General features: G+C 72.3%; 18 protein-coding genes. 10 read left to right on the top strand and 8 right to left on the bottom strand.

The window, feature by feature from the left end:
• Positions 1 to 44 precede the first annotated feature (44 nt).
• Together ABT053_RS35670 and ABT053_RS35665 are read right to left on the bottom strand one after the other, a co-directional pair.
• Positions 45 to 410 carry a VOC family protein gene (locus tag ABT053_RS35670; RefSeq protein ID WP_350975295.1) on the bottom strand — a complete coding sequence of 122 codons (366 nt, stop codon included), beginning with the start codon at positions 408 to 410 and terminating at the stop codon, positions 45 to 47.
• A 318-nt stretch (positions 411 to 728) separates the two neighbouring features.
• On the bottom strand, positions 729 to 1,046 hold the full coding sequence (locus ABT053_RS35665) for a hypothetical protein (RefSeq protein ID WP_350975294.1): 318 nt from the start codon (positions 1,044 to 1,046) through the stop codon (positions 729 to 731).
• Positions 1,047 to 1,211: 165 nt separating this feature from the next.
• Here ABT053_RS35665 and ABT053_RS35660 point away from each other — a divergent pair, with 165 nt between their 5' ends.
• On the top strand, positions 1,212 to 1,706 hold the full coding sequence (locus ABT053_RS35660) for a beta-class carbonic anhydrase (RefSeq protein WP_350975292.1): 495 nt from the start codon (positions 1,212 to 1,214) through the stop codon (positions 1,704 to 1,706).
• 171 nt (positions 1,707 to 1,877) lie between these two features.
• Here the strand turns inward: ABT053_RS35660 and ABT053_RS35655 are convergent, their stop codons facing one another.
• Positions 1,878 to 3,950, bottom strand: coding sequence for a DNA gyrase/topoisomerase IV subunit B (locus tag ABT053_RS35655; protein ID WP_350975291.1), 2,073 nt, complete (start codon positions 3,948 to 3,950; stop codon positions 1,878 to 1,880).
• A 240-nt stretch (positions 3,951 to 4,190) separates the two neighbouring features.
• On the opposite strand from ABT053_RS35655, the gene ABT053_RS35650 reads away from it, so the two are divergent.
• Positions 4,191 to 4,421, top strand: a complete 231-nt coding sequence (locus ABT053_RS35650; protein ID WP_030920243.1) for a DUF7455 domain-containing protein — start codon at positions 4,191 to 4,193, stop codon at positions 4,419 to 4,421.
• Between the two features lie 17 nt (positions 4,422 to 4,438).
• On the opposite strand, the gene ABT053_RS35645 is transcribed toward ABT053_RS35650, so the two are convergent.
• Complete coding sequence (locus ABT053_RS35645; RefSeq protein WP_350975289.1) at positions 4,439 to 5,164, bottom strand: GNAT family N-acetyltransferase; 726 nt, start codon at positions 5,162 to 5,164, stop codon at positions 4,439 to 4,441.
• Positions 5,165 to 5,210: 46 nt separating this feature from the next.
• Between ABT053_RS35645 and ABT053_RS35640 the strand changes: the two genes are divergently transcribed.
• The gene (locus tag ABT053_RS35640) at positions 5,211 to 5,951 is read left to right on the top strand and encodes a YaaA family protein (RefSeq protein ID WP_350975287.1); all 741 of its coding nucleotides are present in this window, start codon (positions 5,211 to 5,213) and stop codon (positions 5,949 to 5,951) included.
• Between the two features lie 109 nt (positions 5,952 to 6,060).
• Here the strand turns inward: ABT053_RS35640 and ABT053_RS35635 are convergent, their stop codons facing one another.
• The 3 genes from ABT053_RS35635 to ABT053_RS35625 all read right to left on the bottom strand — a co-directional run bounded on the left by ABT053_RS35635 (position 6,061) and on the right by ABT053_RS35625 (position 11,170).
• Complete coding sequence (locus ABT053_RS35635; RefSeq protein ID WP_350975286.1) at positions 6,061 to 6,981, bottom strand: hypothetical protein; 921 nt, start codon at positions 6,979 to 6,981, stop codon at positions 6,061 to 6,063.
• A gap of 177 nt (positions 6,982 to 7,158) precedes the next feature.
• On the bottom strand, positions 7,159 to 8,832 hold the full coding sequence (locus ABT053_RS35630) for an RNA polymerase sigma factor (RefSeq protein WP_350975284.1): 1,674 nt from the start codon (positions 8,830 to 8,832) through the stop codon (positions 7,159 to 7,161).
• 244 nt (positions 8,833 to 9,076) lie between these two features.
• On the bottom strand, positions 9,077 to 11,170 hold the full coding sequence (locus ABT053_RS35625) for a SpoIIE family protein phosphatase (protein ID WP_350975282.1): 2,094 nt from the start codon (positions 11,168 to 11,170) through the stop codon (positions 9,077 to 9,079).
• A gap of 554 nt (positions 11,171 to 11,724) precedes the next feature.
• Here ABT053_RS35625 and ABT053_RS43530 point away from each other — a divergent pair.
• The 7 genes from ABT053_RS43530 (at position 11,725) to ABT053_RS35590 (ending at position 18,413) form a co-directional block, all read left to right on the top strand.
• On the top strand, positions 11,725 to 12,051 hold the full coding sequence (locus ABT053_RS43530) for a hypothetical protein (RefSeq protein WP_502991951.1): 327 nt from the start codon (positions 11,725 to 11,727) through the stop codon (positions 12,049 to 12,051).
• 206 nt (positions 12,052 to 12,257) lie between these two features.
• Positions 12,258 to 13,769, top strand: coding sequence for a hypothetical protein (locus tag ABT053_RS35615; protein WP_350975354.1), 1,512 nt, complete (start codon positions 12,258 to 12,260; stop codon positions 13,767 to 13,769).
• A gap of 7 nt (positions 13,770 to 13,776) precedes the next feature.
• On the top strand, positions 13,777 to 14,532 hold the full coding sequence (locus ABT053_RS35610) for a LamB/YcsF family protein (RefSeq protein ID WP_350975280.1): 756 nt from the start codon (positions 13,777 to 13,779) through the stop codon (positions 14,530 to 14,532).
• Positions 14,533 to 14,552: 20 nt separating this feature from the next.
• The gene (locus ABT053_RS35605; RefSeq protein WP_350975279.1) at positions 14,553 to 15,179 is read left to right on the top strand and encodes a 5-oxoprolinase subunit B family protein; all 627 of its coding nucleotides are present in this window, start codon (positions 14,553 to 14,555) and stop codon (positions 15,177 to 15,179) included.
• Positions 15,176 to 16,114 (top strand): 5-oxoprolinase subunit C family protein, encoded by a 939-nt coding sequence (locus tag ABT053_RS35600; RefSeq protein WP_350975277.1) that lies wholly within the window; start codon positions 15,176 to 15,178, stop codon positions 16,112 to 16,114. Before ABT053_RS35605 ends, ABT053_RS35600 begins: the two co-directional genes overlap by 4 nt.
• A 417-nt stretch (positions 16,115 to 16,531) precedes the next feature.
• Positions 16,532 to 17,173 (top strand): nicotinamide riboside transporter PnuC, encoded by a 642-nt coding sequence (pnuC, locus tag ABT053_RS35595; RefSeq protein ID WP_350975276.1) that lies wholly within the window; start codon positions 16,532 to 16,534, stop codon positions 17,171 to 17,173.
• 127 nt (positions 17,174 to 17,300) lie between these two features.
• Entirely contained in the window at positions 17,301 to 18,413 is a 1,113-nt protein-coding gene (locus tag ABT053_RS35590) for an AAA family ATPase (protein ID WP_350975275.1), read from the top strand.
• 251 nt (positions 18,414 to 18,664) lie between these two features.
• Here ABT053_RS35590 and ABT053_RS35585 read toward each other — a convergent pair whose 3' ends face one another.
• Entirely contained in the window at positions 18,665 to 19,753 is a 1,089-nt protein-coding gene (locus tag ABT053_RS35585) for a DNA glycosylase AlkZ-like family protein (RefSeq protein ID WP_350975274.1), read from the bottom strand.
• Positions 19,754 to 19,801 lie beyond the last annotated feature (48 nt).

Below are 19,801 nucleotides of genomic sequence, written 5' to 3'. Positions count from 1 at the left end.
AAGCCCCCGGGGGCGCCGGAAGGCCCTGAGATCACCCAGGAGGGTCAGTCGACGCACAGGCAGAACGGGTGCCCGGCGGGGTCGAGAAAGACCCGGAAACCATCGTTCTCGCCCGGCTGGTACGGATGCTTGGACGCGCCCAGCGCCAGCGCCTCCTTCTCGGCCTCGTCGAGGTTCTCGACCGTCAGGTCGAGGTGGAACTGCTGGGACCGCTCGGTGGTGGGCCACTCCGGCGGCCGGTAGTCGGGGACCAGCTGGAAGCAGAGCCGTCCGGGCCTGCCCCCGGTGACCACCACCCAGTCGTCCTCGACGCTGGCGACCTTCCAGCCCAGGAGCGCGCTGTAGAAGTCGGCCAGTTGCTTGGGGTCTGGACAGTCGAGGACGATCGACCTCAGCTGCGCGATTCCCATGCTTCCTCCCAAACTCGGCACCGACGAAGATCCTACGGCGGTGTCACCGGGAGCCTCAACGGCCGCCGCGCCGATCGGCCCGGCGCACGCGGGGCGCCCTGCGGCCCGGCGCCACGGCGCGACCCGGGTCCGCTTTCCCGGGCGGACGGGCTGAAACCAGGGCCCCCGGGTGAGCGGGCACCGAATCGCCCCGCCGCCACGAGCTACGCCCGGCCTCGCCTTCCCCGGGCAGGCCGAAACCAGAGGTCCCAGGTGAACGCATCCCAAGGTGCGAACCCGCCCCGGCCTCGCCCCCGGACGGGCCGGAAACCCGAAATCTCAGGTGAGCGCGCCCTGCAGCGCGAACCTGATCGCCATCAGCAGTTGCCAGGGCTCACCCGACTCCCAGAAGCGGACGACCCTCGCGACCCGGTCCGTCGGCTCGAACGCGCCGGTCCCCTGGGGGCCGAAACACCCCGCCTCCGCGAGAACGGCCACGAACGGGTCGTCGTCCTCGAGGGACCGCGTGTAGACCGCCGCGTCGAGCAGGGCCAGCGCCGAGCGCGCGTTGCGCCCCCCGTCCCTGACCTCGACCCGGTCGAGCTTGCGCCTGCCCTGGTCACGAAGATAGTCGGCCAGCGATTCGGTCCTGCTCATCAGCCTCTCCACACTTCCGTACTCTGGGTGACGACATCATGACCCAGAGCGAGAAGGGGTGGTGGGATCTTGGTGAAGTCGTCACCGGGCGAGCCCCGGCGACATCGTGAAAACGGGCATGAAGCATTATTAGTCCGTTGTCTGCTCCGACCGAGGGATGCGTACGTGAGTGCTTTTGACGACCTGCTGGCCGCCAACGAGGAGTTCTCCGCCACCTTCACCAACGCCGAACTGACCGGCAGGGCCGCGCGCGGCCTCGCCGTGGTCACCTGCATGGACTCGCGGATCGATCCGCTGGGGGTCTTCGGCCTGAAACCGGGGGACGCCAAGATCCTCCGCAACGCCGGGGCCCGGGTCACCGACGACGTCCTGCGCACGCTCGTCCTGGCGGTCAACCTGCTGGGGGTGGAGCGGGTGCTGGTCATGCCGCACACCGACTGCGGCATGAACAAGGTCACCGACGAGGAGGTGCACGCGATCGCCGCCCGGCGCGGCGTCGACACCCGCAGCCTGGACTTCCACACCGTCCCCGACCAGGACGCGGCACTGCGCCATGACCTCGTACGGATCAGGACGAGCCCGTTCCTGCCCGTGGGGATGCCGGTCGGCGGTGCCGTCTACGACGTGCGCACCGGCAAGCTGACGCCGATCGAGATCTGAGCCCCGCGCTCCGGTCTCCGTGATCCGGTCCCGGCCGGGGCCGGATCACGGGCCCGCGCCCGGCCGTGTCCACCGGCGTTCGGCCCCGGAGCGCGCCAGGCCGGCCGGTGTCACGGAGCCCGCCGTCAGCCGTCCGCGCCGGGGAGGATCACCCGGCGGGGACGGTCGCGGTCACGCGTCGATGTGGTCACGGTCGATCTCGGCCGCGCTGCTCACGATGAACTCCCGGCGCGGGGCCACGTCGCTGCCCATCAGGAGGGCGAAGATGCGCTCGGCCTCCTCGATGTCCTCGATGCGGACCCTGCGCAGGGTGCGGTGCCGGGGCTCCATGGTCGTCTCGGCCAGCTGGTCGGCGTCCATCTCGCCCAGGCCCTTGTAGCGCTGGATCGGGTCCTTCCAGCGCTTGCCCCGGCGCTCCAGGTCGCGCAGCATCCGCTGCAGCTCGGCGTCGGAGTAGCAGTAGACGTACTTGCCGTGACCGCGCGTGGGGTTGATGACCTCGATGCGGTGCAGCGGCGGCACGGCGGCGAAGACGCGCCCGGCCTCGACCATCGGCTTCATGTAGCGGTGGAACAGGGTGAGCAGGAGGCAGCGGATGTGGGCCCCGTCGACGTCGGCGTCGGCCATCAGGATGACCTTGCCGTAGCGGGCGGCCTCGATGTCGAAGGACCGGCCGGAACCCGCGCCGATGACCTGGATGATCGCGGCGCACTCGGCGTTCTTGAGCATGTCGGCGACGGACGCCTTCTGCACGTTCAGGATCTTGCCCCGGATCGGCAGCAGCGCCTGGAACTCCGAGCTGCGGGCCGCGCGGGCGGTGCCCAGCGCCGAGTCGCCCTCGACGATGAACAGCTCGCTGCGGTCGACCTCGTCGCTGCGGCAGTCGACCAGCTTGGCGGGGAGCGCCGAGTTCTCCAGGGCGGTCTTGCGGCGCTGGTTGTCGCGGTGCTCCCGGGCGGCGATGCGGGCCTTGGCCGCCGCGACGATCTTCTCCAGGACCGCGCGGAGCTGCGCCTTGGCGTTGCGCGACGGGTTGGCGAGCAGCTCCTTGAGCTCTCGCGAGACGACGTGGGCGACGATCCTGGAGGCCGCGGAGGTGCCCAGGACCTCCTTGGTCTGGCCCTCGAACTGCGGCTCGGGCACCCGGACGGTCACCACGGCGGTGAGGCCCTCCATGATGTCCTCACGGGTCACGGGGGCGTCGCCGTTCTTGAGCAGGCGGGTCTCGCGCAGCTGTTCGTTCAGGGTGCGGACGAGGGCGCGCTCGAAGCCGTTGACGTGGGTGCCGCCCTTGGGGGTGGCGATCACGTTGACGAAGGAGCGGACGGTGTTGTCGTAGCCCTTGCCCCAGCGCACCGCCACGTCGACGGTGAGCTCCCGCTGGACCTCGGTCGGGGTCATGTGCCCCAGGTCGTCGAGGACCGGGACGGTCTCGTGGAAGTGGCCGGAGCCCTGCAGGCGCAGCACCTCGCAGACGGCCTCGTCGCGGGCGAGGAACTCGGTGAACTCCGAGATGCCGCCGTCGAAGTGGAACTCCTCCTCGACGGGCTCCTCGCCGCGGCTGTCGCGCACGGCCAGGGTGAGGCCGGGGACCAGGAACGCGGTCTGGCGGAGGCGGACGTGGATCTCGTCGAGGGAGACCTCGGCCTCGGGCAGGAAGATCTGGTGGTCGACCCAGAAGCGCACGCGGGTGCCGGTGACGTTCTTCGCGACGGCGCCGCCGTCGCGCAGCCCGGACTTCTTCTTGAACTTGGCCTTGGGGCCGTCGCCGTCGAAGATCCCGGGGACGCCCCTGCGGAAGCTGATCTCGTGGATCCGGCCGTCGCGGTCGACCTCGACGTCCAGCCGCGAGGACAGGGCGTTGACGACGGAGGCGCCGACGCCGTGCAGGCCGCCCGAGGCGCCGTAGGAGCCGCCGCCGAACTTCCCGCCCGCGTGGAGCTTGGTGTAGACGAGCTCCACGCCCGCCAGGCCGCTCTTGGGCTCGACGTCGACCGGGATGCCCCGCCCGTCGTCGCGGACCTCGATGGAGCCGTCGGGGTGGAGCTCGACCTCGATGCGGCCGCAGTATCCCGCCAGGGCCTCGTCGACCCCGTTGTCGACGATCTCCCAGAGGCAGTGCATGAGACCGCGGCTGTCGGTCGACCCGATGTACATGCCTGGACGCTTGCGGACGGCTTCGAGACCCTCCAGCACCGACAGGTGGCGGGCCGTATAACCCGTCTCCGCGCTAACTGCGGTCACGCCCACTCCCACTCTGTCGAACACGTGTGCGCAGCTTACCGTTCTTCCCACCACGACGCGCACAAGCTTGCCATCCGGTGGGCACAGGCGTTACATCCGGCGTGATCATCGTTACTTTCGGACACTTTCCGCTCTGGGCGTAGCAGGGGGTCGGTTGGGAACGTTCGTATCGGGTTAGATGTTCTCTCAAGTGACTGACGCCAGATCCTCCACCTCAGGGGATGACCTGAAAGGCGATACGTGACTGGAACCCTCGCCCCCGCCAAGCAGCTCACAGCTGCTGACCGCTGTGACCGGTGCGGCGCCCAGGCTTACATCCGCGCGACCCTGCCCGTAGGTGGGGAGCTGCTGTTCTGCGCCCACCACGGGCGGCAGCACGTGGCCGTGCTGAGAGACAAGGGCGCCAACATCCAGGACGAGTCCGCTCGTCTCAGCGACGCCCCGGCAACGGCAGGCAACGACGAACGATAACCAGACGAATGGAGCCATCATCGGACCCGATAGTGATATCGGCCCGCCACCGTGAAGCCCTGCCGCTCGTAGAGCGCCCTGGCAGCGGTGTTCGACTCCACTACGACTAAATATGCCCGCTGTGTGCCCTGCGCCCGCGCATGCGAGAGCAGGGCACGCAACACCTCCCGTCCATGACCCCGACGTCGCGCGTGCGGCAGCACGGCCATGGAGTAGATCCCGAACCACTCCCCCTGGACCACTCCCCGTCCCACGGCCTCCCGGCCGAGCGAGGCGTACACGGCGGGCACGCCGGTGAGGATTCGCGCGGCCGTCGCCAGACCGTCGCCCCCGAACCTCCCGTCCACGCTCCACCAGGCGTCCAACCACGCCTGCGAGGGCGCCTCAGCGAGCTCGACCTTCTCTCCCGCCTCTTCACGCCCTCCGGGCTCTCCGGGCACGAGACGTGCCGTCATGACCAGCGTGGGGTCCACCACCCGGTAGCCGCGCGCCTCCAGCGCCGCGTCCAGGCCCGGCGTGGCGCCGCCTCCCACCGAGAAGACGCAGGGCAGGCCCCGGTCGGCGTAGAACTTCTCGGCGCCCTCGATGCCCGTCAGGAGATCCTCCGGCTCGCCCAGCGGCAGCACGGAGTTGGCCCGCTTGGTCACCCCGTCCGCGGCGCGCAGCGTCCAGCTCCCGGCGTCCACCCGCTGGAGCGCGGGCCAGGCCCGGTCGACCAGCCGGTCGAAGACCTCATCGATCATGCTGAAGGATCCTAACTCCCCGATCGCCCCACTACGCTCGGCGACTGTGCTGATTCTGCTGCCTCCGTCCGAGGGGAAGGCCGCGCGGGGCGACGGCCCGGCCGTCGACCTGCCCGGACTGAGTTTTCCCGCCCTCGGCCCGTCCAGGGAGATCGTCCTGGACGCGCTCACCGCGCTGTGCCGGAAACCCGCCGCGCGGGAGGTGCTCGGCCTGTCGCCGGGGCAGGCCGGAGAGATCGGCGGGAACCTGCTCCTGCGGACCGCGCCCGCGCTGGCCGCGGCCGATCTGTACACCGGCGTGCTCTACGACAACCTCGGCCTGGCCTCGCTCTCCCCCGAGGCCTCGGCGCGGGCCTCGGAGAGCCTGCTGATCTTCTCCGGCCTCTGGGGCCTGCTGCGGACCGGCGACCGCGTGCCGCCGTACCGGCTCTCGATGGGGGTGCGACTGCCGCCTCTCGGCGGCCTGGGCGCCTTCTGGCGCCGGTCGGTCACGCCGCTGCTCGACGCCGAGCCCGGCCTGGTCGTGGACCTGCGCTCCGGCACGTACGCGGCGGCGTGGCAGCCCGGCGGCCGGGCGGTGGCGGTACGGGTGTTCAGGGACGGGAAGGTGGTGAGCCACATGGCCAAGGCCACCCGCGGGGTGATCGCCCGCTCCCTGCTGGAGGGGGGCGTCGATCCGGGGAGTCCCGAGGAGCTCGCCAAGGTCCTGGATCATCTGGGCCACTCCGTCACCCTCGGGGCGCCGCCCACGGGCAGACGCCCGTGGACACTCGACGTCATGGTGTGATCTCGGCCGCGTCCCTCTCCCGCGAATCCCGCGGGATCCGCGGATCCCGCGCGCGTGCCGGGTGCGGGACGCGGCGTGTCCCCGGCACTCCGGAGGACCCCGGCCGGGTTCACGCCGCGACGAGGTGGAGCCGCCCGCAGGCCCGCTGGAACTGCTGGGCGGGATCACCGAGATAGGACCACGGCAACCGGCTGACCCTGCCGCCCGTCCGCATCAGATGCCCGCGCGCGGGCCGCCGCAGGTCGGCGAGGTAGAAGGCGGCCCCGAACAGGTTGTGCGCCTCGACCGAGCGGGGATGGGTGTCCCGGCCCAGCCAGCGGCCCGAGTGCGAGACGACCTCGCGCAGCGCCTCGTCGGAGAACCAGCCGCCCCGCGACATCGGCGACCGCTCGGCGGCCACCCGCTCGAAGTGGGCCAGCGGTATCAGGGACGCCATCGGGTCTCCGTCCGGCGCCCGCGAGATGGCCTGCCTGGCGAACTCCAGCATCTCCTGGGCACTGCCGCCCCAGGCGGGCGACAACGTCATGAGCCGGGCCACGTTGGCCGGGAACAGCGTCGGATAACGGCGAACGGCCTCGTACCAGACCGCGTCCTTCTCCTGGCGCGGCCGGTCGAGACCGAGGTAGAGCCACATGATCGACTCCCAGGGCACCGGATCGGACGGCGCGAGCGACGCCGCGGTGAACAGCGGCATCCTGGCGGACTCCATCGCCCCCTGGAACGCCTGCACGCGCTGCGCCTGCACGGCCCGCGCCTTGACGTCCGGCTTGATCGTCCAGGCTTCCTCGATGCGGGTGCGCCCGAGCCAGAGCCAGACGTCGGGGTTGGCCCGGTCGCGGGCCGCCAGCGCCTCTATGGCACGGCTGTGGCCGACGGCCGCCCTGGCCAGCGCCTCGATCCTGAGCGCCCGGCTCTCCGGATCGCCCCGGGCCGCGCCGATCGCGATCGGACCGGCCTCGAACACCCTCCGGCTCACCGCGGCGACCGCCTCGTCGAGCATCGGGTCCGCCCACGGACGATCGACGATCACTCGCAGCCCTCGGGCGCGAATCCTGTCAGCTTCGGCCACACCCATGAGGCGGCAGCCTAGAAGTTCGTTTCACTTCACGTGCTACCGACCTGTTACACCCGCGTTAATGACAAAGGGTCCACACCATACGGTGTGGACCCTTTGTCATCAAGCCTGTCGTCAAGCCGTCATCGAGCCTCAGTCAAGGTAGTCGCGCAGCACCTGCGACCGGGACGGGTGGCGGAGCTTGGACATCGTCTTGGACTCGATCTGCCGGATGCGCTCGCGCGTCACCCCGTAGACCTTGCCGATCTCGTCCAGCGTCTTCGGCTGGCCGTCGGTCAGGCCGAACCGCATCGAGACCACGCCCGCCTCGCGCTCGGACAGCGTGTCCAGAACGGAGTGGAGCTGCTCCTGCAGAAGCGTGAAACTCACCGCGTCCGCGGGAACGATGGCCTCGGAGTCCTCGATGAGGTCACCGAACTCGCTGTCGCCCTCCTCACCCAGCGGGGTGTGCAGGGAGATCGGCTCGCGACCGTACTTCTGGACCTCGACGACCTTCTCGGGGGTCATGTCGAGCTCGCGCGCCAGCTCCTCCGGGGTGGGCTCGCGGCCCAGGTCCTGGAGCATCTGCCGCTGGACGCGGGCCAGCTTGTTGATCACTTCGACCATGTGGACCGGGATGCGGATGGTCCGCGCCTGGTCGGCCATGGCGCGGGTGATCGCCTGCCGGATCCACCACGTGGCGTAGGTGGAGAACTTGTAGCCCTTGGTGTAGTCGAACTTCTCGACCGCGCGGATCAGGCCCAGGTTGCCCTCCTGGATCAGGTCCAGGAAGAGCATGCCGCGCCCGGTGTAGCGCTTGGCCAGCGAGACCACGAGGCGGAGGTTCGCCTCCAGCAGGTGGTTCTTGGCCCGGCGGCCGTCCTCGGCGATCCACTCCAGCTCGGCGCGGACGTCGACCGGGAGCTTCTCGCCGTCGGTGCCGAGCTGCTCCTCGGCGAACAGGCCGGCCTCGATGCGCTTGGCGAGCTCGACCTCCTGCTCGGCGTTGAGCAGAGGGACCTTGCCGATCTGCTTGAGGTAGTCCTTGACCGGGTCGGCGGTGGCACCGGCGGCGGCGACCTGGGGAACCGGGGCGTCGTCGTCGTCGTCGGTGAGGATGAGGACCTCGTCCTCGTTCACCTCGACGGCCTCGACCTTGGGCTCCTCCTCGACCTCCGCCTCGGCCTCCACCTCGACCTCGGCTTCGACCTCCACCTCCACCTCGACCTCGGCCACGGCCTCCAGGTCGAAGTCCTCGATCTCGACGTCCTCGAGGTCGATGACCTCGTCGTCGTCACCGGTGACCGGCTTCGGCGCGGACGCGGGAGCCGGAACAGCGGCCCCGGCGGCCCCGGCGGGACCGGCCTTCTTCGGCGGCGGGGCGGGGACCGGCTTCTTGGCGGCCGGGGCGACCTTCTTGGCCGGGGCCGCCTTGGCCGGGGCCACCGGCTTCTTGGCCGCGGTCGCGGCGGGCTCGGAGCCGCTGACGACCGCGGTGACGGTCTCCGGCTGCTCCTTGGCCGCCGCGGCGGTCTTGGTCTTCTTGACCGCGGCGGGCGTGGCCGGGGCAGTGCGGCGCTTGGCGGGAGTGCGGGGCTTCTTGGGAGCCGCGGAGTCCTCGGCGGTCAGTCGTACTGTGATGCCCTCTTTGCTGAGGCTTCGCAGGATTCCAGCGACCTGCGCCATCGGAATGTCCGCTTCCTCGACGGCCTTGCGGACATCCTCGGACTCGAGGAACCCCTGCGAGCGCCCCCGCTCCATCAGCTGCTGAATGACGGGCTCGTTCAGCTCGGATGGCTTCGAGCGAGTCGAACTTGCAGGCGACACGAACACCTCTCGAAGGAAAGCGTGACGAGAATGGACCCAGATGCCCAACTAGGGGCAGTTTTACCTCTAGTTGTGATTAACGAGGCCGCGCGAACCGCGACGCACCTGTCCAGCATTGTGGCATGACACCGTGATCCATACGGCCGCCTCCTGGCGGTTGCCCTCCACCCTAGGCCGACCAAGAGAGTAGTGCGTACGGAAGCGAGGCACCGATACCCGAAAGCAACCGTTATGACTGTTTCATTCAGTCACTCTTCGTGGCGAGGGGCACGTGAATCGCGAGCACCGTGACGTCGTCGTCCTGCTCATATCCGGACAGCATGCGGTCGACAAGAAAATCTAGCAACATGTGGGGACTTCCCACCACTTCGGCCGGCGCTTCGGTCACAACCGAGCAAAGATCGGCGAGTCCGGCATCGAGGCCACGCTTCCGGTTCTCCACCAGACCATCCGAATACAGGACGGCGGTGTGGCCGGGCGGGACGCAGAACCTGAACTGCCTGCGGCTCGTGGGCCAGCCCAGCGGGGTGCCCGGCTCGCCGTCGCACAGCAGCGGCACGCCCTGCGGGGAGACCAGCAGGGGCGGCGGGTGACCGGCGAGCGCCAGCGTGCCCTCTCCGGTGCCCGGCTCGACGACCATGTAGGCGAGGGTCGTGACCTGCTCCTCCTCCTCGGTGGCCTCGAAGACCCTGTCGAGGCCGGTGAGAACCGCCGCGGGCGGCGGGTTGGTGAGCGCCAGGGCCCGCATGGCGTTGCGGATGCGGCCCATCCCGGCCGCGGCCTTGACGCCCTTGCCCATGACGTCGCCGACCACCGCCGCGACCCGGCCGTCCTGGAGGACGAACGCGTCGTACCAGTCGCCGCCGACCTGCACGTGACGGCTTCCCGAGCGGAACCGCTGGGCGAGGACCAGGCCCCGGACCACCGGCAGGCGGTCGGGCAGCAGGCTGCGCTGGAGCGTCTCGGCCGTGCGGTGCTCGCGCTCGAACAGGGTGGCCCGCTCCACCGCGAGGGCGCACTGCCCCGCGAGGGCCTCCAGGAACACCCCGTCCTCCTGGGAGATCTTCTGCGGGCGGGTGAAGGAGAACCTCAGCGCGCCGAGGGCGCGACCGGCGGCCAGCAGCGGCAGGCCCACCCAGGCCCGCTCGTCGCTGTGGGCGATGAACCCGGTGATGGCCTCGTTGTCGCCGCCCGCGTCGACCAGCTGGGAGCGCAGGCTCTCCGGCGACTCGGCGAAGACCGGGCGCCGGCTGTTGACCGCCATGGTCATCACGCTGGAGTGCGACAGCGGGATCTCCTCGCCGGGAGCGCCGGGGACGTCGGGGATGCCGCCGCTGTTGACCAGCTTCAGCGCGGCCCGGTCGACGTCGAGCAGCGCCACGGCCGAGCGGTCGGCCGCCAGCGCCGTACGGCCCACGTCGATGATCACCTGGACCACCTGCTCGACGGTGAGCGCCTCGGCGAGCATCGCCGTGGCGCCCTGCAGGCGCGCGGTCCGCAGGGCCGCGGCGCCGAGCTGGTCGGTCAGGCGGCCGCGCATCTCCTCGGCCTCGCGCTGCGGGGTGACGTCGGTGTTGGCGCCCACCCACTCGACGACCCGGTTGTGCCGGATGATCGGGACGGCGCGCACCTCGAAGTGCCGGTAGCCGCTGGCCCGGGTGCGGACCCGGTAGCTCCACTCGAACATGATCCGGCCGCGCAGCGCCTCGCGCCACGCCTCCTCGGTGTGCGGGCGGTCGTCGGGGTGGACGGCCTCCAGCCAGCCGTGGGTGAGGTATTCCTCGAGGCCCTGGCCGGTGATCGCCCGCCACTGCGGCGCGTCCTCCTGCACGACGCCGTTGGGCGCGGTGATCCACACGAGCTGGGACTGGGCCTCGACCAGCGAGCGGTAGCGCTCCTCGCTGCGCCTGAGGTCCTCCTCGACCTGCCTGCTGTCGGTGATGTCGACGCCGACCAGGCAGATCGCGCGGAGCGCGCCCTTGTCGTCGTGGATCGGCGAGAAGGTCAGCGACCAGTGGTGGGTCTCGCCGTCGGCGGTGCGCACGCGGATCCGCTGGTCGCCCTCGACCTCGGCGCCCGCGACGATGCCGCGCACCGAACCCTCGATCAGGGCGGTCAGGTCGGCGGAGAGCAGCTCGCCGGGGGCGCGGCCGACCAGGCGCTCGGCGGGCAGGCCGACCACGTCGGCGAAGACCTCGTCGACGCGCTCGAAGCGGCCGCCGGGGTCGAAGAACGCGAAGGCGAACGGCGACTGTGACAGCAGGCCCTGCAACAGGCCGGAGTCTGAGATGTCCACACCCGACTCCCGGGGACGGGGCACGGAGGTTTCGGCGCTCATGGTCGGCACCTCCGTCGCGTGCCAGGGTCTCCCACGAGGCACATCTCCAAACTTGCGAATTGGCGTAGCGCGGCTCCGGGGGACCGGATCCTGGAGTACATCATCGGCGATGGGCAGGTGCGGACGGAAGCCCCGCCCAGGATGCGGTCCGCGCACCCCGGGAACCCTGGGAAAACCGCCGCTCCGATGACCGGAACCCTCGCGCCGGCGCGAGGGGGCTCCCGCACGGGCGCCGACCGGCCGGCGTTGCGCCTCCGAACGTTTGCGGCCAGGACCATAGCAGGATCGGGCCGGACCGTCCCGGCAACTGCCCACCTCATCTCCGTCGGGCTTGCAGGCGAGATCAGGCTACTGACTCGCCGTCAATTCGGCTCCCTGTTCGGGGACACTCACTTACTCCGCTGTTGCAGGATTCAGTCAAGACACGGGGCCAGCTTTCCATATCACGGCGCCGAGGGTTGACACTCCCGAGATAAGTTGTGGAATGAAAACGCACGTCCTCGCCGACACATCCGGGGGATGCCCCCGGGAAACTCCGGAGGAATGCGACATCCATGCCCGTTCTGACTACCCGCTTCGCCGGGCCTTCCCCGACCTCCGCCGCGTCCTCGACGTCCTCGACGTCCCCGGCGTCCCCGGGGTCCTCAGCGTCCTCGACCGCCTCGGCGCCCTCGACGGTCCTCCACGAGCCGGTGACCTCCCACCTGGCCGCCGAGTTCCTGACGGTTCCCGTCGACACCGTCGACAGGTGCGTGGCGGACGTCTGCGCCTGTGCCGAGCATCTCGGCATCGAGCCGACGGCCGAGGTCGTCGAGCGTGTCGCCCGCGAGCATTTGCTCGCCCTTGTCAACTCCGCGCCGCCGCCCCGCGGTCCCCGGTAGCATCGGGGGCACCCGGCCGTCTTCTACGCACCGTTTGGACCGGGAATGCGAGAAGGTTGGGGCGTGAGCGAGGGAAGCGAGCGGGCCAATCGACACGGCGGCGGCGTCCGCGATGGGCTCGCGCGCCCGACGGGGGAGGCTGCTTGAGCCGGCGACATCGTCGAGACCCCAGGGAGAGCCAGTCCCCCGAGGCGGTCTTCTCCGAGATGTTGCTCGCCTCTCGCGAGCTGCTGGCCGTGCGCAGCCCGCTGGACGCCGAGCTCATGGTCTCCGACATGGTCGGAGCCTGGTGGGGGCGCCGGCTGCGCCGCGGGGACGCCGAGCAGGTCCTCGGCGAGGGCCTGGTCGACTACGCGGCCAAGGCGGGCTCGCCCGCCGCGCTCACCCTGCTGATCGCGCTGGCCTACCTCGGCACGGCCCGCCAGGCCGCCAAGGCCGAGGGCGCCGCGCTGGCGCTCATGGAGCGCGACGTGGCCAGGCCCCGCTGGGCCGACCGGCTCGGCGTGGTCAAGACGACCGGCTGCTTCGTCTCCCGCGACGCGTACGGCGACCAGGACACCGTGGTGTGCACCTTCGGCTACCGGGGTGCCGACAGCGTCGAGGACCGGCACGCGCTGGTGGTGATCGTCGACTACAACATGCGCGGCATCGCCCGCGACGCCTGGGTCTCCTCGCACGTCGACAAGCTGCTGGAGCAGGCCAGGGCCGAGGCCGAGGGCAACCCGATGCTCAGGTTCGGGGAGATCGAGCCGCAGCAGGCCAGGGCGCTGCTCGAATCGGCCATGAAGGCCACCGACGAGTACGGCCAGCGCAGGACGTCCGCGCCGGTCAGCGACAGCTACAGCGCCTACCACGCCTTCGCCAGGTCCCGGATCAAGGCGCTGCCGCCCGGCAGGAAGCGGCCGGCCCCGCTGCACAGCGAGGCCCCCTACAGCCGCGACCGCCGGGCGATGCTGGCGGCCGAGTTCCTCTCCTCGGACGCGGCCGAGCACCTGTCGGACCCCTCGGCGGCCTCCCGGTGCGCCGACCACATCATCGACTACGGCTGCGACCAGGACTTCGGCCGCCCGCTCCGGGTGAGCCCGACCAAGTGCGAGACGTTCCTCCTCGACTGGCTGCCGCGCAAGGTGATGCTCAGCACCGCCGAGCAGGAGGCGGTGCCGCACGTGCTGGGCGCGTGGTCGCGGTTCGCCGCGGGCCGGACCGGGCTGCCCGACGAGGGGCTGCGGGCCACGCTCGACGCGGTCTGGGAGGCGACGGGCAAGTTCGCGGAGTCCTACCGCGACCCGACGACCTTCGGGCTCGACCGCGACCTGCTCGACCGGCTGCTGCCGGACGGCGACCTGTCGGCGCTGGCCAGGCGGGTGTTCGCCTTCCCTTTCCTGCAGGGCACGCACGGCGAGATCAAGCTCAGCCTGCTCAACCCGGCCGACGACACCGACCGGCGGATCCTGCTGGGCATCGACCACGCCGGTGAGCTCGACCGGCGCGACTACGACGAGCACCTCGCCTGGCACGAGGAGATCGCCGCCCGGCTCTGGGAGGGCGACCCGCCGCAGCTCTGGGAGGCCGCGCAGCGGCTGCTGGACCTGGGCCACGACCGGCACGACGTGCTGCACGTGCTGATCGAGATCGCCGAGCGCATCGGGGACGACCCCGAGGAGCTGGCCATCGCCCTCGACGACATCGCGGACATCCCCGACGAACCCCCGGTGTAGGTGAGCCATGGTGATCGATCTCAACGCCGATCTGGGCGAGGGCTTCGGGATCTGGCGTCTGGGCGACGACGAGGCCCTGCTCGACGTCGTGACCAGCGCCAACATCGCCTGCGGGTTCCACGCGGGCGACCCGCTGACCATCCGCCGCACGTGCGCGGCGGCGGTCGACCGGGGGGTGGCGATCGGCGCCCAGGTGTCGTACCGGGACCTGGCCGGGTTCGGCCGCCGCGAGATGGACGTCGACCCCGAGGAGCTCTGCGCCGAGGTCCTCTACCAGCTGGCGGCGGTGGACGGCGTCGCCAGGGCGATGGGCGGCCGGGTCTCCTACGTCAAGCCGCACGGCGCCCTGTACAACCGGATCTGCCGCGACCCCGGCCAGGCCGGGGCCGTCGTGGCGGCGGTCGCCGACTACGACCGGAGCCTGCCGCTGCTCACCCTGCCCGGTTCGGCCGTCCACGAGATCGCCGCCGGTGAGGGCGTCGCCACCGTCGTCGAGGCCTTCGCCGACCGCGCGTACACCGGCGCGGGCACGCTGGTCTCCCGCCGCTCCCCCGGCGCGGTGCTGCACGACCCCGGCACGGTCGCGGACCGGGCCGTGCGGATGGCGACCGAGCGGGTGGTCGAGGCGGTGGACGGCTCGCGGGTCCCCGTCGAGGCGCGCTCGATCTGCGTGCACGGCGACACGCCCGGCGCCGTGCTGATGGCCCGCGCCGTCCGTGACGGCCTGGTGGGCGCCGGGGTGACGCTGAGGTCCTTCACGTGAGGATCCGGGAGGCCCCTCACGTGGGGATCCGGCGGGCCGGGGAGCACGCGCTGCTGGTGGAGACCGGCTCGCTGGAGGTCTCCCACCGGCTGGACGCCCTGCTGCGGGCCGACCGGCCCGCCGGGGTGGCCGAGATCGTGCCCGGCCCCGTCACGGTCCTCGTCACCGCGCCGGGGGCCGACCCCGCGCGCCTGCGGGACGAGCTCTCCCGCCTGCTGGACACGGCGTCCGCCGCGGACGCGACGGTGACCGCCGACGCGCCCGAGGTGGTCCTTCCCGTCGTGTACGACGGCGCCGACCTCGACGACGTCGCCGCGCTGAGCGCCCTCTCCCCCGCGGAGGTGGTCGAGCGGCACACCGGGCGGGAGCTGGTGGTGGGCTGGCTGGGCTTCGCCCCCGGGTTCGCCTACCTCACCGGCCTGGATCCGGCGCTGCACGTCCCCCGGCTGGACACCCCCCGGACCTCGGTGCCCGCCGGGGCGGTGGCGGTCGCCGGCCCCTACTCGGCGGTCTACCCGTCGGCCTCCCCCGGTGGCTGGCGGCTGCTCGGCCGCTCCGCGACGGCGGTGTGGGACGTGGCCGCCGAGCCGCCCGCCCTGCTCACCCCGGGGACGCGGGTGCGGTTCCGGGCGGTCGGCACTCCATGATCGAGGTGATCGCGCCGGGGCCGTACGCCACCGTGCAGGATCTCGGCCGGCCGGGATACGCCCATTTGGGGGTGCCCCGCTCGGGTGCCGCGGACGAGCCGAGCCTGCGGCTTTCCAACCGCCTGGTCGGCAATCCCGAGGGGGCCGCGGGGATCGAGCTGACCCTCGGCGGCGCCCGGCTGCGCTTCACCACCGGCGCCTGGGCCGCCGTCACCGGCGCCGCCTGCCCTCTGGACCTCGTACGACAGGGCGGGGGGTCCTCGGGTTCCGCGGGCGGGGGGTCCACCGGCGTCGCCTCCCCGGGCGAGGCGGTCCCGGCGATCCGGCGCGTGACGGTCTCGCAGGGGATGTGCGCGCCCTTCTGGGTCCCGGCGGGCGGCGAGCTGTGGCTGGGCCTGCCCGGGGCCGGTCTGCGCACCTACGTCGCCGTCCGGGGCGGGGTCGAGGCGCCCGTCACGATGGGCAGCCGCTCGACCGACTCGCTCTCCGGGCTCGGCCCCGCCCCGCTCGCCGCGGGGACGGTCCTGCCGGTGGGGCCGACCGGCGGCCTGCCGCCGATCACCGTGGACGTGGCGCCCCGGCCGGGGCCGGGGACGGGCGTCCTGCGGGTCCTGCCCGGCCCCCGGGACGACTGGTTCGTCCCCGAGGCCCTCGCCACCCTGTGCGCGGGGCCGTACGAGGTCAGCCAGGACAGCAACCGGGTGGGCGTGCGGGTGCGCGGCGCCCGCCTGGAGCGTGCCCGGGAGGGGGAGCTGCCCAGCGAGGGCATGGTGGCCGGGGCCGTGCAGGTGCCGCCCAGCGGCCAGCCGATCGTGTTCCTCGCCGACCATCCGCCGACCGGCGGCTACCCGGTCATCGCCGTCCTGACCTCGGCGAGTCTCGCCGGGGCCGCCCAGCTCCGCCCCGGCGACCGGGTGCGCTTCCGCCTCGCCTGACCGCCCGGCGGCCGGACCTCGCGGACGCGCGGCGATCCGGCGTACGAGACCGGGCCGTCCGCCGCTCACTGCGCGAGGACGGGCACCCTGCGCGTACGGCGACCCGCGCGTGACCGGGCCTGAGGGGACCGGCGGGCCTCGTGCGTGACTGGGCCAGGGGACCGGCGGGGCTCATTCGGGCGACCCGCGCGTGATCGAGCTTGAGGGGACCGGCAGGGCTCAGGCGAGCGCCCCGCGCGTGACCGGGCCAGGGGATCGGCGGGGCTCATGTGGGCGTCCCACGCGTGGCCGGGCCTGAGGAGACCTGCGGCCTCGTGCATGACTGGGCCAGGGGACCGGCGGGGCTCATTCGGGCGACCCGCGCGTGACCGGATCGGGGCGACCCATTATCGTCATCGCGACGATAGAGGAGATCACATGTCGCTCGCCGAGATACTGGCTCCCCTCCTGCGGCCGGCGTTCACCCTCGCGGGGACCCCGACCAGCTGGGCGGAGCTCCTGGGCTTCGCCACCGGCGCCCTCACGGTCTGGCTGGTGGTCCGCAGGAACATCTGGAACTGGCCCATCGGGATCGCCAACGTGATCCTTCTCGGGGCGGTCTTCCTGACCGCCGGGCTCTACGCGGACGCGGCGCTGCAGATCGTCTACGTCGCGCTGAGCCTGTACGGGTGGTGGCAGTGGCTGTACGGCGGGGCCGGGCGGACCCCGCTCGCGATCCGGCGCACCGGGCGCGCCGAGTGGGCGGCGCTGGCCGTCTTCGGGGTCGCGGCCACCGCCGGCCTCTCCTTCGCCCTCGCCACCTGGACCGACTCGACCGTACCGGTCTGGGACGCCCTCACCACCGCCCTGTCCCTGGCGGCGACCTACGGGCAGAGCCGGAAACTGGTCGAGTCGTGGTGGCTGTGGATCGCGGCCGATGTCGTTTATATACCTCTTTATGCGTATAAAGGTCTCCATCTGACCGCCGTCCTGTACGTGGTCTTCCTGGCGCTGTGCGTCGCCGGTCTGCGGGCCTGGCGCGCGGAACTCGCGTCCCGTTCCGTCCCGGTCGCGGCGTGAGCGGGCGTGCCGGGCGGGAGGACGTGCCGGTGAGCGGGGGTGCGGTGCCGGAGGGTGCGACGGTGAGCGGGCATGCGGGGCGGGAGGGCGCGCCGGTGAGCGGGCGTCCCGGGCGGGAGGTGGGCCGGTGAGCGGCGGGGCCTTCGGCCACGGGCTGGTGATCGGCAAGTTCTACCCGCCGCACGCGGGACACCACCACCTGATCGACACCGCCGCCGCGCGGTGCGGCCGGGTGAGCGTCGTGGTCGCCGCGTCGACAGCGGAGAGCGTCCCGCTGGCGCTGCGCGCCGCCTGGCTGCGCGAGGCGCACCCGCAGGCCCACGTGACGGTCGCCCCGGTGATCGACGACGTCGAGATCGACTACGACGACCCGGAGATCTGGTCGGCGCACGTCGAGGTGTTCCGGTACGGCCTCGCCCAGGCGCACGGCCACGTGCCGGAGATCGACGCGGTGTTCTCCTCCGAGGCGTACGGGCCCGAGCTGGCCCGCAGGTTCGGTGCCGCCCATGTCGGCGTCGACGCGGGCCGGGAGCGGTTCCCGGTCAGCGGGACGATGGTCAGGAACGACCCGGTGTCGTGCTGGGACCGGCTCTCCCCCGCCGTACGCGGACACCTGGCCCGGCGCGTGGTGGTCGTCGGCGCGGAGTCCAGCGGCACGACCACGCTGGCCAGATCCCTGGCCGCCCACTACGCGGCCCGCGGCGGGCCGTGGGCGGCGACGCGCTGGGTGCCCGAGTACGGCAGGACGTACTGCGAGGAGAAGCTCGCCCTGGCCCGCCGGCGCGCCAAGCTCGGCGGGCTGCCCGAGCCGTGGCTGGACGACCTGGGGTGGGAGTCGCCGGAGTTCGGGGTGATCGCCGAACGCCAGCTCGCGTGGGAGGACGCCGCGGCCAGGACGGGGTCGCCGCTGCTGGTGTGCGACACCGACGCCTTCACCACCTCCCTGTGGCACGAGCGCTATCTCGGCGGGCTCTCCGAGGAGGTCGCCGCCGTGCATCGCCGTGCCCGGCACGACCTGTGGATCCACACCTCGGTGGAGGGCGTGCCCTTCGAGCAGGACGGCTGGCGCGACGGCGAGGCGATCCGGCACCGGATGGACGCCCGCTTCCGCGAGCGGCTGGTCGCGGAAGGGCTGCCCCACCTGGTCGTCACCGGGCCGCCCGAGGTCCGGCTGTCGCGGGCCGTACGGGCGGTGGACGCCCTGCTGGAACGGGGCTGGGAGTTCGCGGAACCGCTGTAGGGATCGCCCCGAGCGATCAAGCACCTACCCCGCCGGGATGAGGGCCGCGGTTCACCGGACCGCTCCGGGACTCTCCCGGGGCGAGCGGGCACGTCCTAACCGAAACGGGCCCGAAATTCACGAAACCGCCGTGGGGCCTCCCAGAGCGAGCAGACCGGCACCCTCCACACCGAACGGGGCCGAGACGCCATGGAGGCCGCCCGGAGACCCTCGCCCGGCGACGCGGCCGTGTGCTCGCCTGGCGGACCGGGTCAGCGCAGGAGGGCGGAGACCCGTTCGACCTCGGCGGCGAGGGCGGCGGCGGGGACCTCCTCCAGGAGATCGACCGCGATCTTCCCGTCCTTCGCCTCCCAGACCCCGGCCACCCGGCCCCGGTGGATCACGACCGGGGAGATCCAGCCCGCCGCCCGGCTGACCTTCGCCCTCGCCTCGGCGGGCAGGAGGGGCTCCAGGTCGCGCGGGGCGGCCAGGATGTACTGGTCGAAGCCGGGCAGGAGGTGGACCCCGGTGGCGGGCCGGGTCGCGGCCAGGTCGTCGAGGTGCTCGGCGAGCGCGACCATCGGCCGTCCGTCCACCTCGATCTCGGCCAGCTCGGGGGTGAGGTCGCGGAACCAGCCGCGCAGCGTCGCCTTGCGGCTGGCCCCCCGGTAGAGCCAGCCGTCGAACGTCTCGGGCGCGCCGGGGCCGTGGGCGCCGAGGAAGGAGCGGAGCAGGCGCACCCCGCCCTCCTCCGCCGAGGGAAGCTCCCCGGGCCAGCCGGGCACCTGGTCGCGGGGGGCGGCGAAGGTCACCCGGCCCTCGCGCGGCGGGCCGTAGCAGAGCTCGCCGAGGAAGCTCAGCGGCTTGAGCAGGGCGCCCCAGCCGGAGGTGAGCGCCTCCCGCAGGTGGTCGTCGCCGGTCACCTCGATCACCCCGTCGACCAGCTCCTCGCGGGTGAGGACGCGGCCCGCGAGCGCCTTGGGCACGGCGTCGAGGATGGCGGCGACCTCGGCGGCGGTGACGCCGTGGCCGCGCTGCCAGGAGCCCTTGTCCCAGACGCGGAACGAGCCGAGGACGGCCGCGTAGCAGGCCAGCTCGTCGGCGGGGACGAGGTGCAGGGTGCCGCGCGCCGTCCAGGTCTTGACCAGGGCGCGGTCCCGCCACAGCGCGCGGTCGACCTCACCGGGATCCGGCCGCGCGCTCCGCACGGCCACCGCGAGGGCGGCGGAGGAGGCCACCTGCGCCTGCACCCCGGCGAGCCTCCGCACCACGGACACCGCGTCGGGCCCGCCGGCCGGGTCGACGAACTGCCGCCTCAGCCGCCAGGCGAGCACCTGGGGCCAGGTCACCGAGATAGCCATGACCGACTTTCTACACCGCGTCCCCGACAGAAACGCGGCCCGCCGGGG

The organism is Streptosporangium sp. NPDC002524, from assembly GCF_040295985.1.
In the GTDB taxonomy this organism is placed as follows: Bacteria; Actinomycetota; Actinomycetes; order Streptosporangiales; family Streptosporangiaceae; genus Streptosporangium.
The sequence above is the reverse complement of the archived record's forward strand: the minus strand, read 5'-3'. Positions and strand labels throughout refer to the sequence as shown.

Excerpts from the sequence above, each read along its gene's own strand:
- ABT053_RS35600 (WP_350975277.1), top strand. The coding sequence starts at position 15,176 with ATGATCGAGGTGATCGCGCCGGGGCCGTACGCCACCGTGCAGGATCTC.
- ABT053_RS35670 (WP_350975295.1), bottom strand. The coding sequence starts at position 410 with ATGGGAATCGCGCAGCTGAGGTCGATCGTCCTCGACTGTCCAGACCCC.
- ABT053_RS43530 (WP_502991951.1), top strand. The coding sequence starts at position 11,725 with ATGCCCGTTCTGACTACCCGCTTCGCCGGGCCTTCCCCGACCTCCGCC.
- ABT053_RS35610 (WP_350975280.1), top strand. The coding sequence starts at position 13,777 with ATGGTGATCGATCTCAACGCCGATCTGGGCGAGGGCTTCGGGATCTGG.
- ABT053_RS35665 (WP_350975294.1), bottom strand. The coding sequence starts at position 1,046 with ATGAGCAGGACCGAATCGCTGGCCGACTATCTTCGTGACCAGGGCAGG.
- ABT053_RS35585 (WP_350975274.1), bottom strand. The coding sequence starts at position 19,753 with ATGGCTATCTCGGTGACCTGGCCCCAGGTGCTCGCCTGGCGGCTGAGG.
- ABT053_RS35645 (WP_350975289.1), bottom strand. The coding sequence starts at position 5,164 with ATGATCGATGAGGTCTTCGACCGGCTGGTCGACCGGGCCTGGCCCGCG.
- ABT053_RS35625 (WP_350975282.1), bottom strand. The coding sequence starts at position 11,170 with ATGAGCGCCGAAACCTCCGTGCCCCGTCCCCGGGAGTCGGGTGTGGAC.
- pnuC (WP_350975276.1), top strand. The coding sequence starts at position 16,532 with ATGTCGCTCGCCGAGATACTGGCTCCCCTCCTGCGGCCGGCGTTCACC.
- ABT053_RS35615 (WP_350975354.1), top strand. The coding sequence starts at position 12,258 with ATGTTGCTCGCCTCTCGCGAGCTGCTGGCCGTGCGCAGCCCGCTGGAC.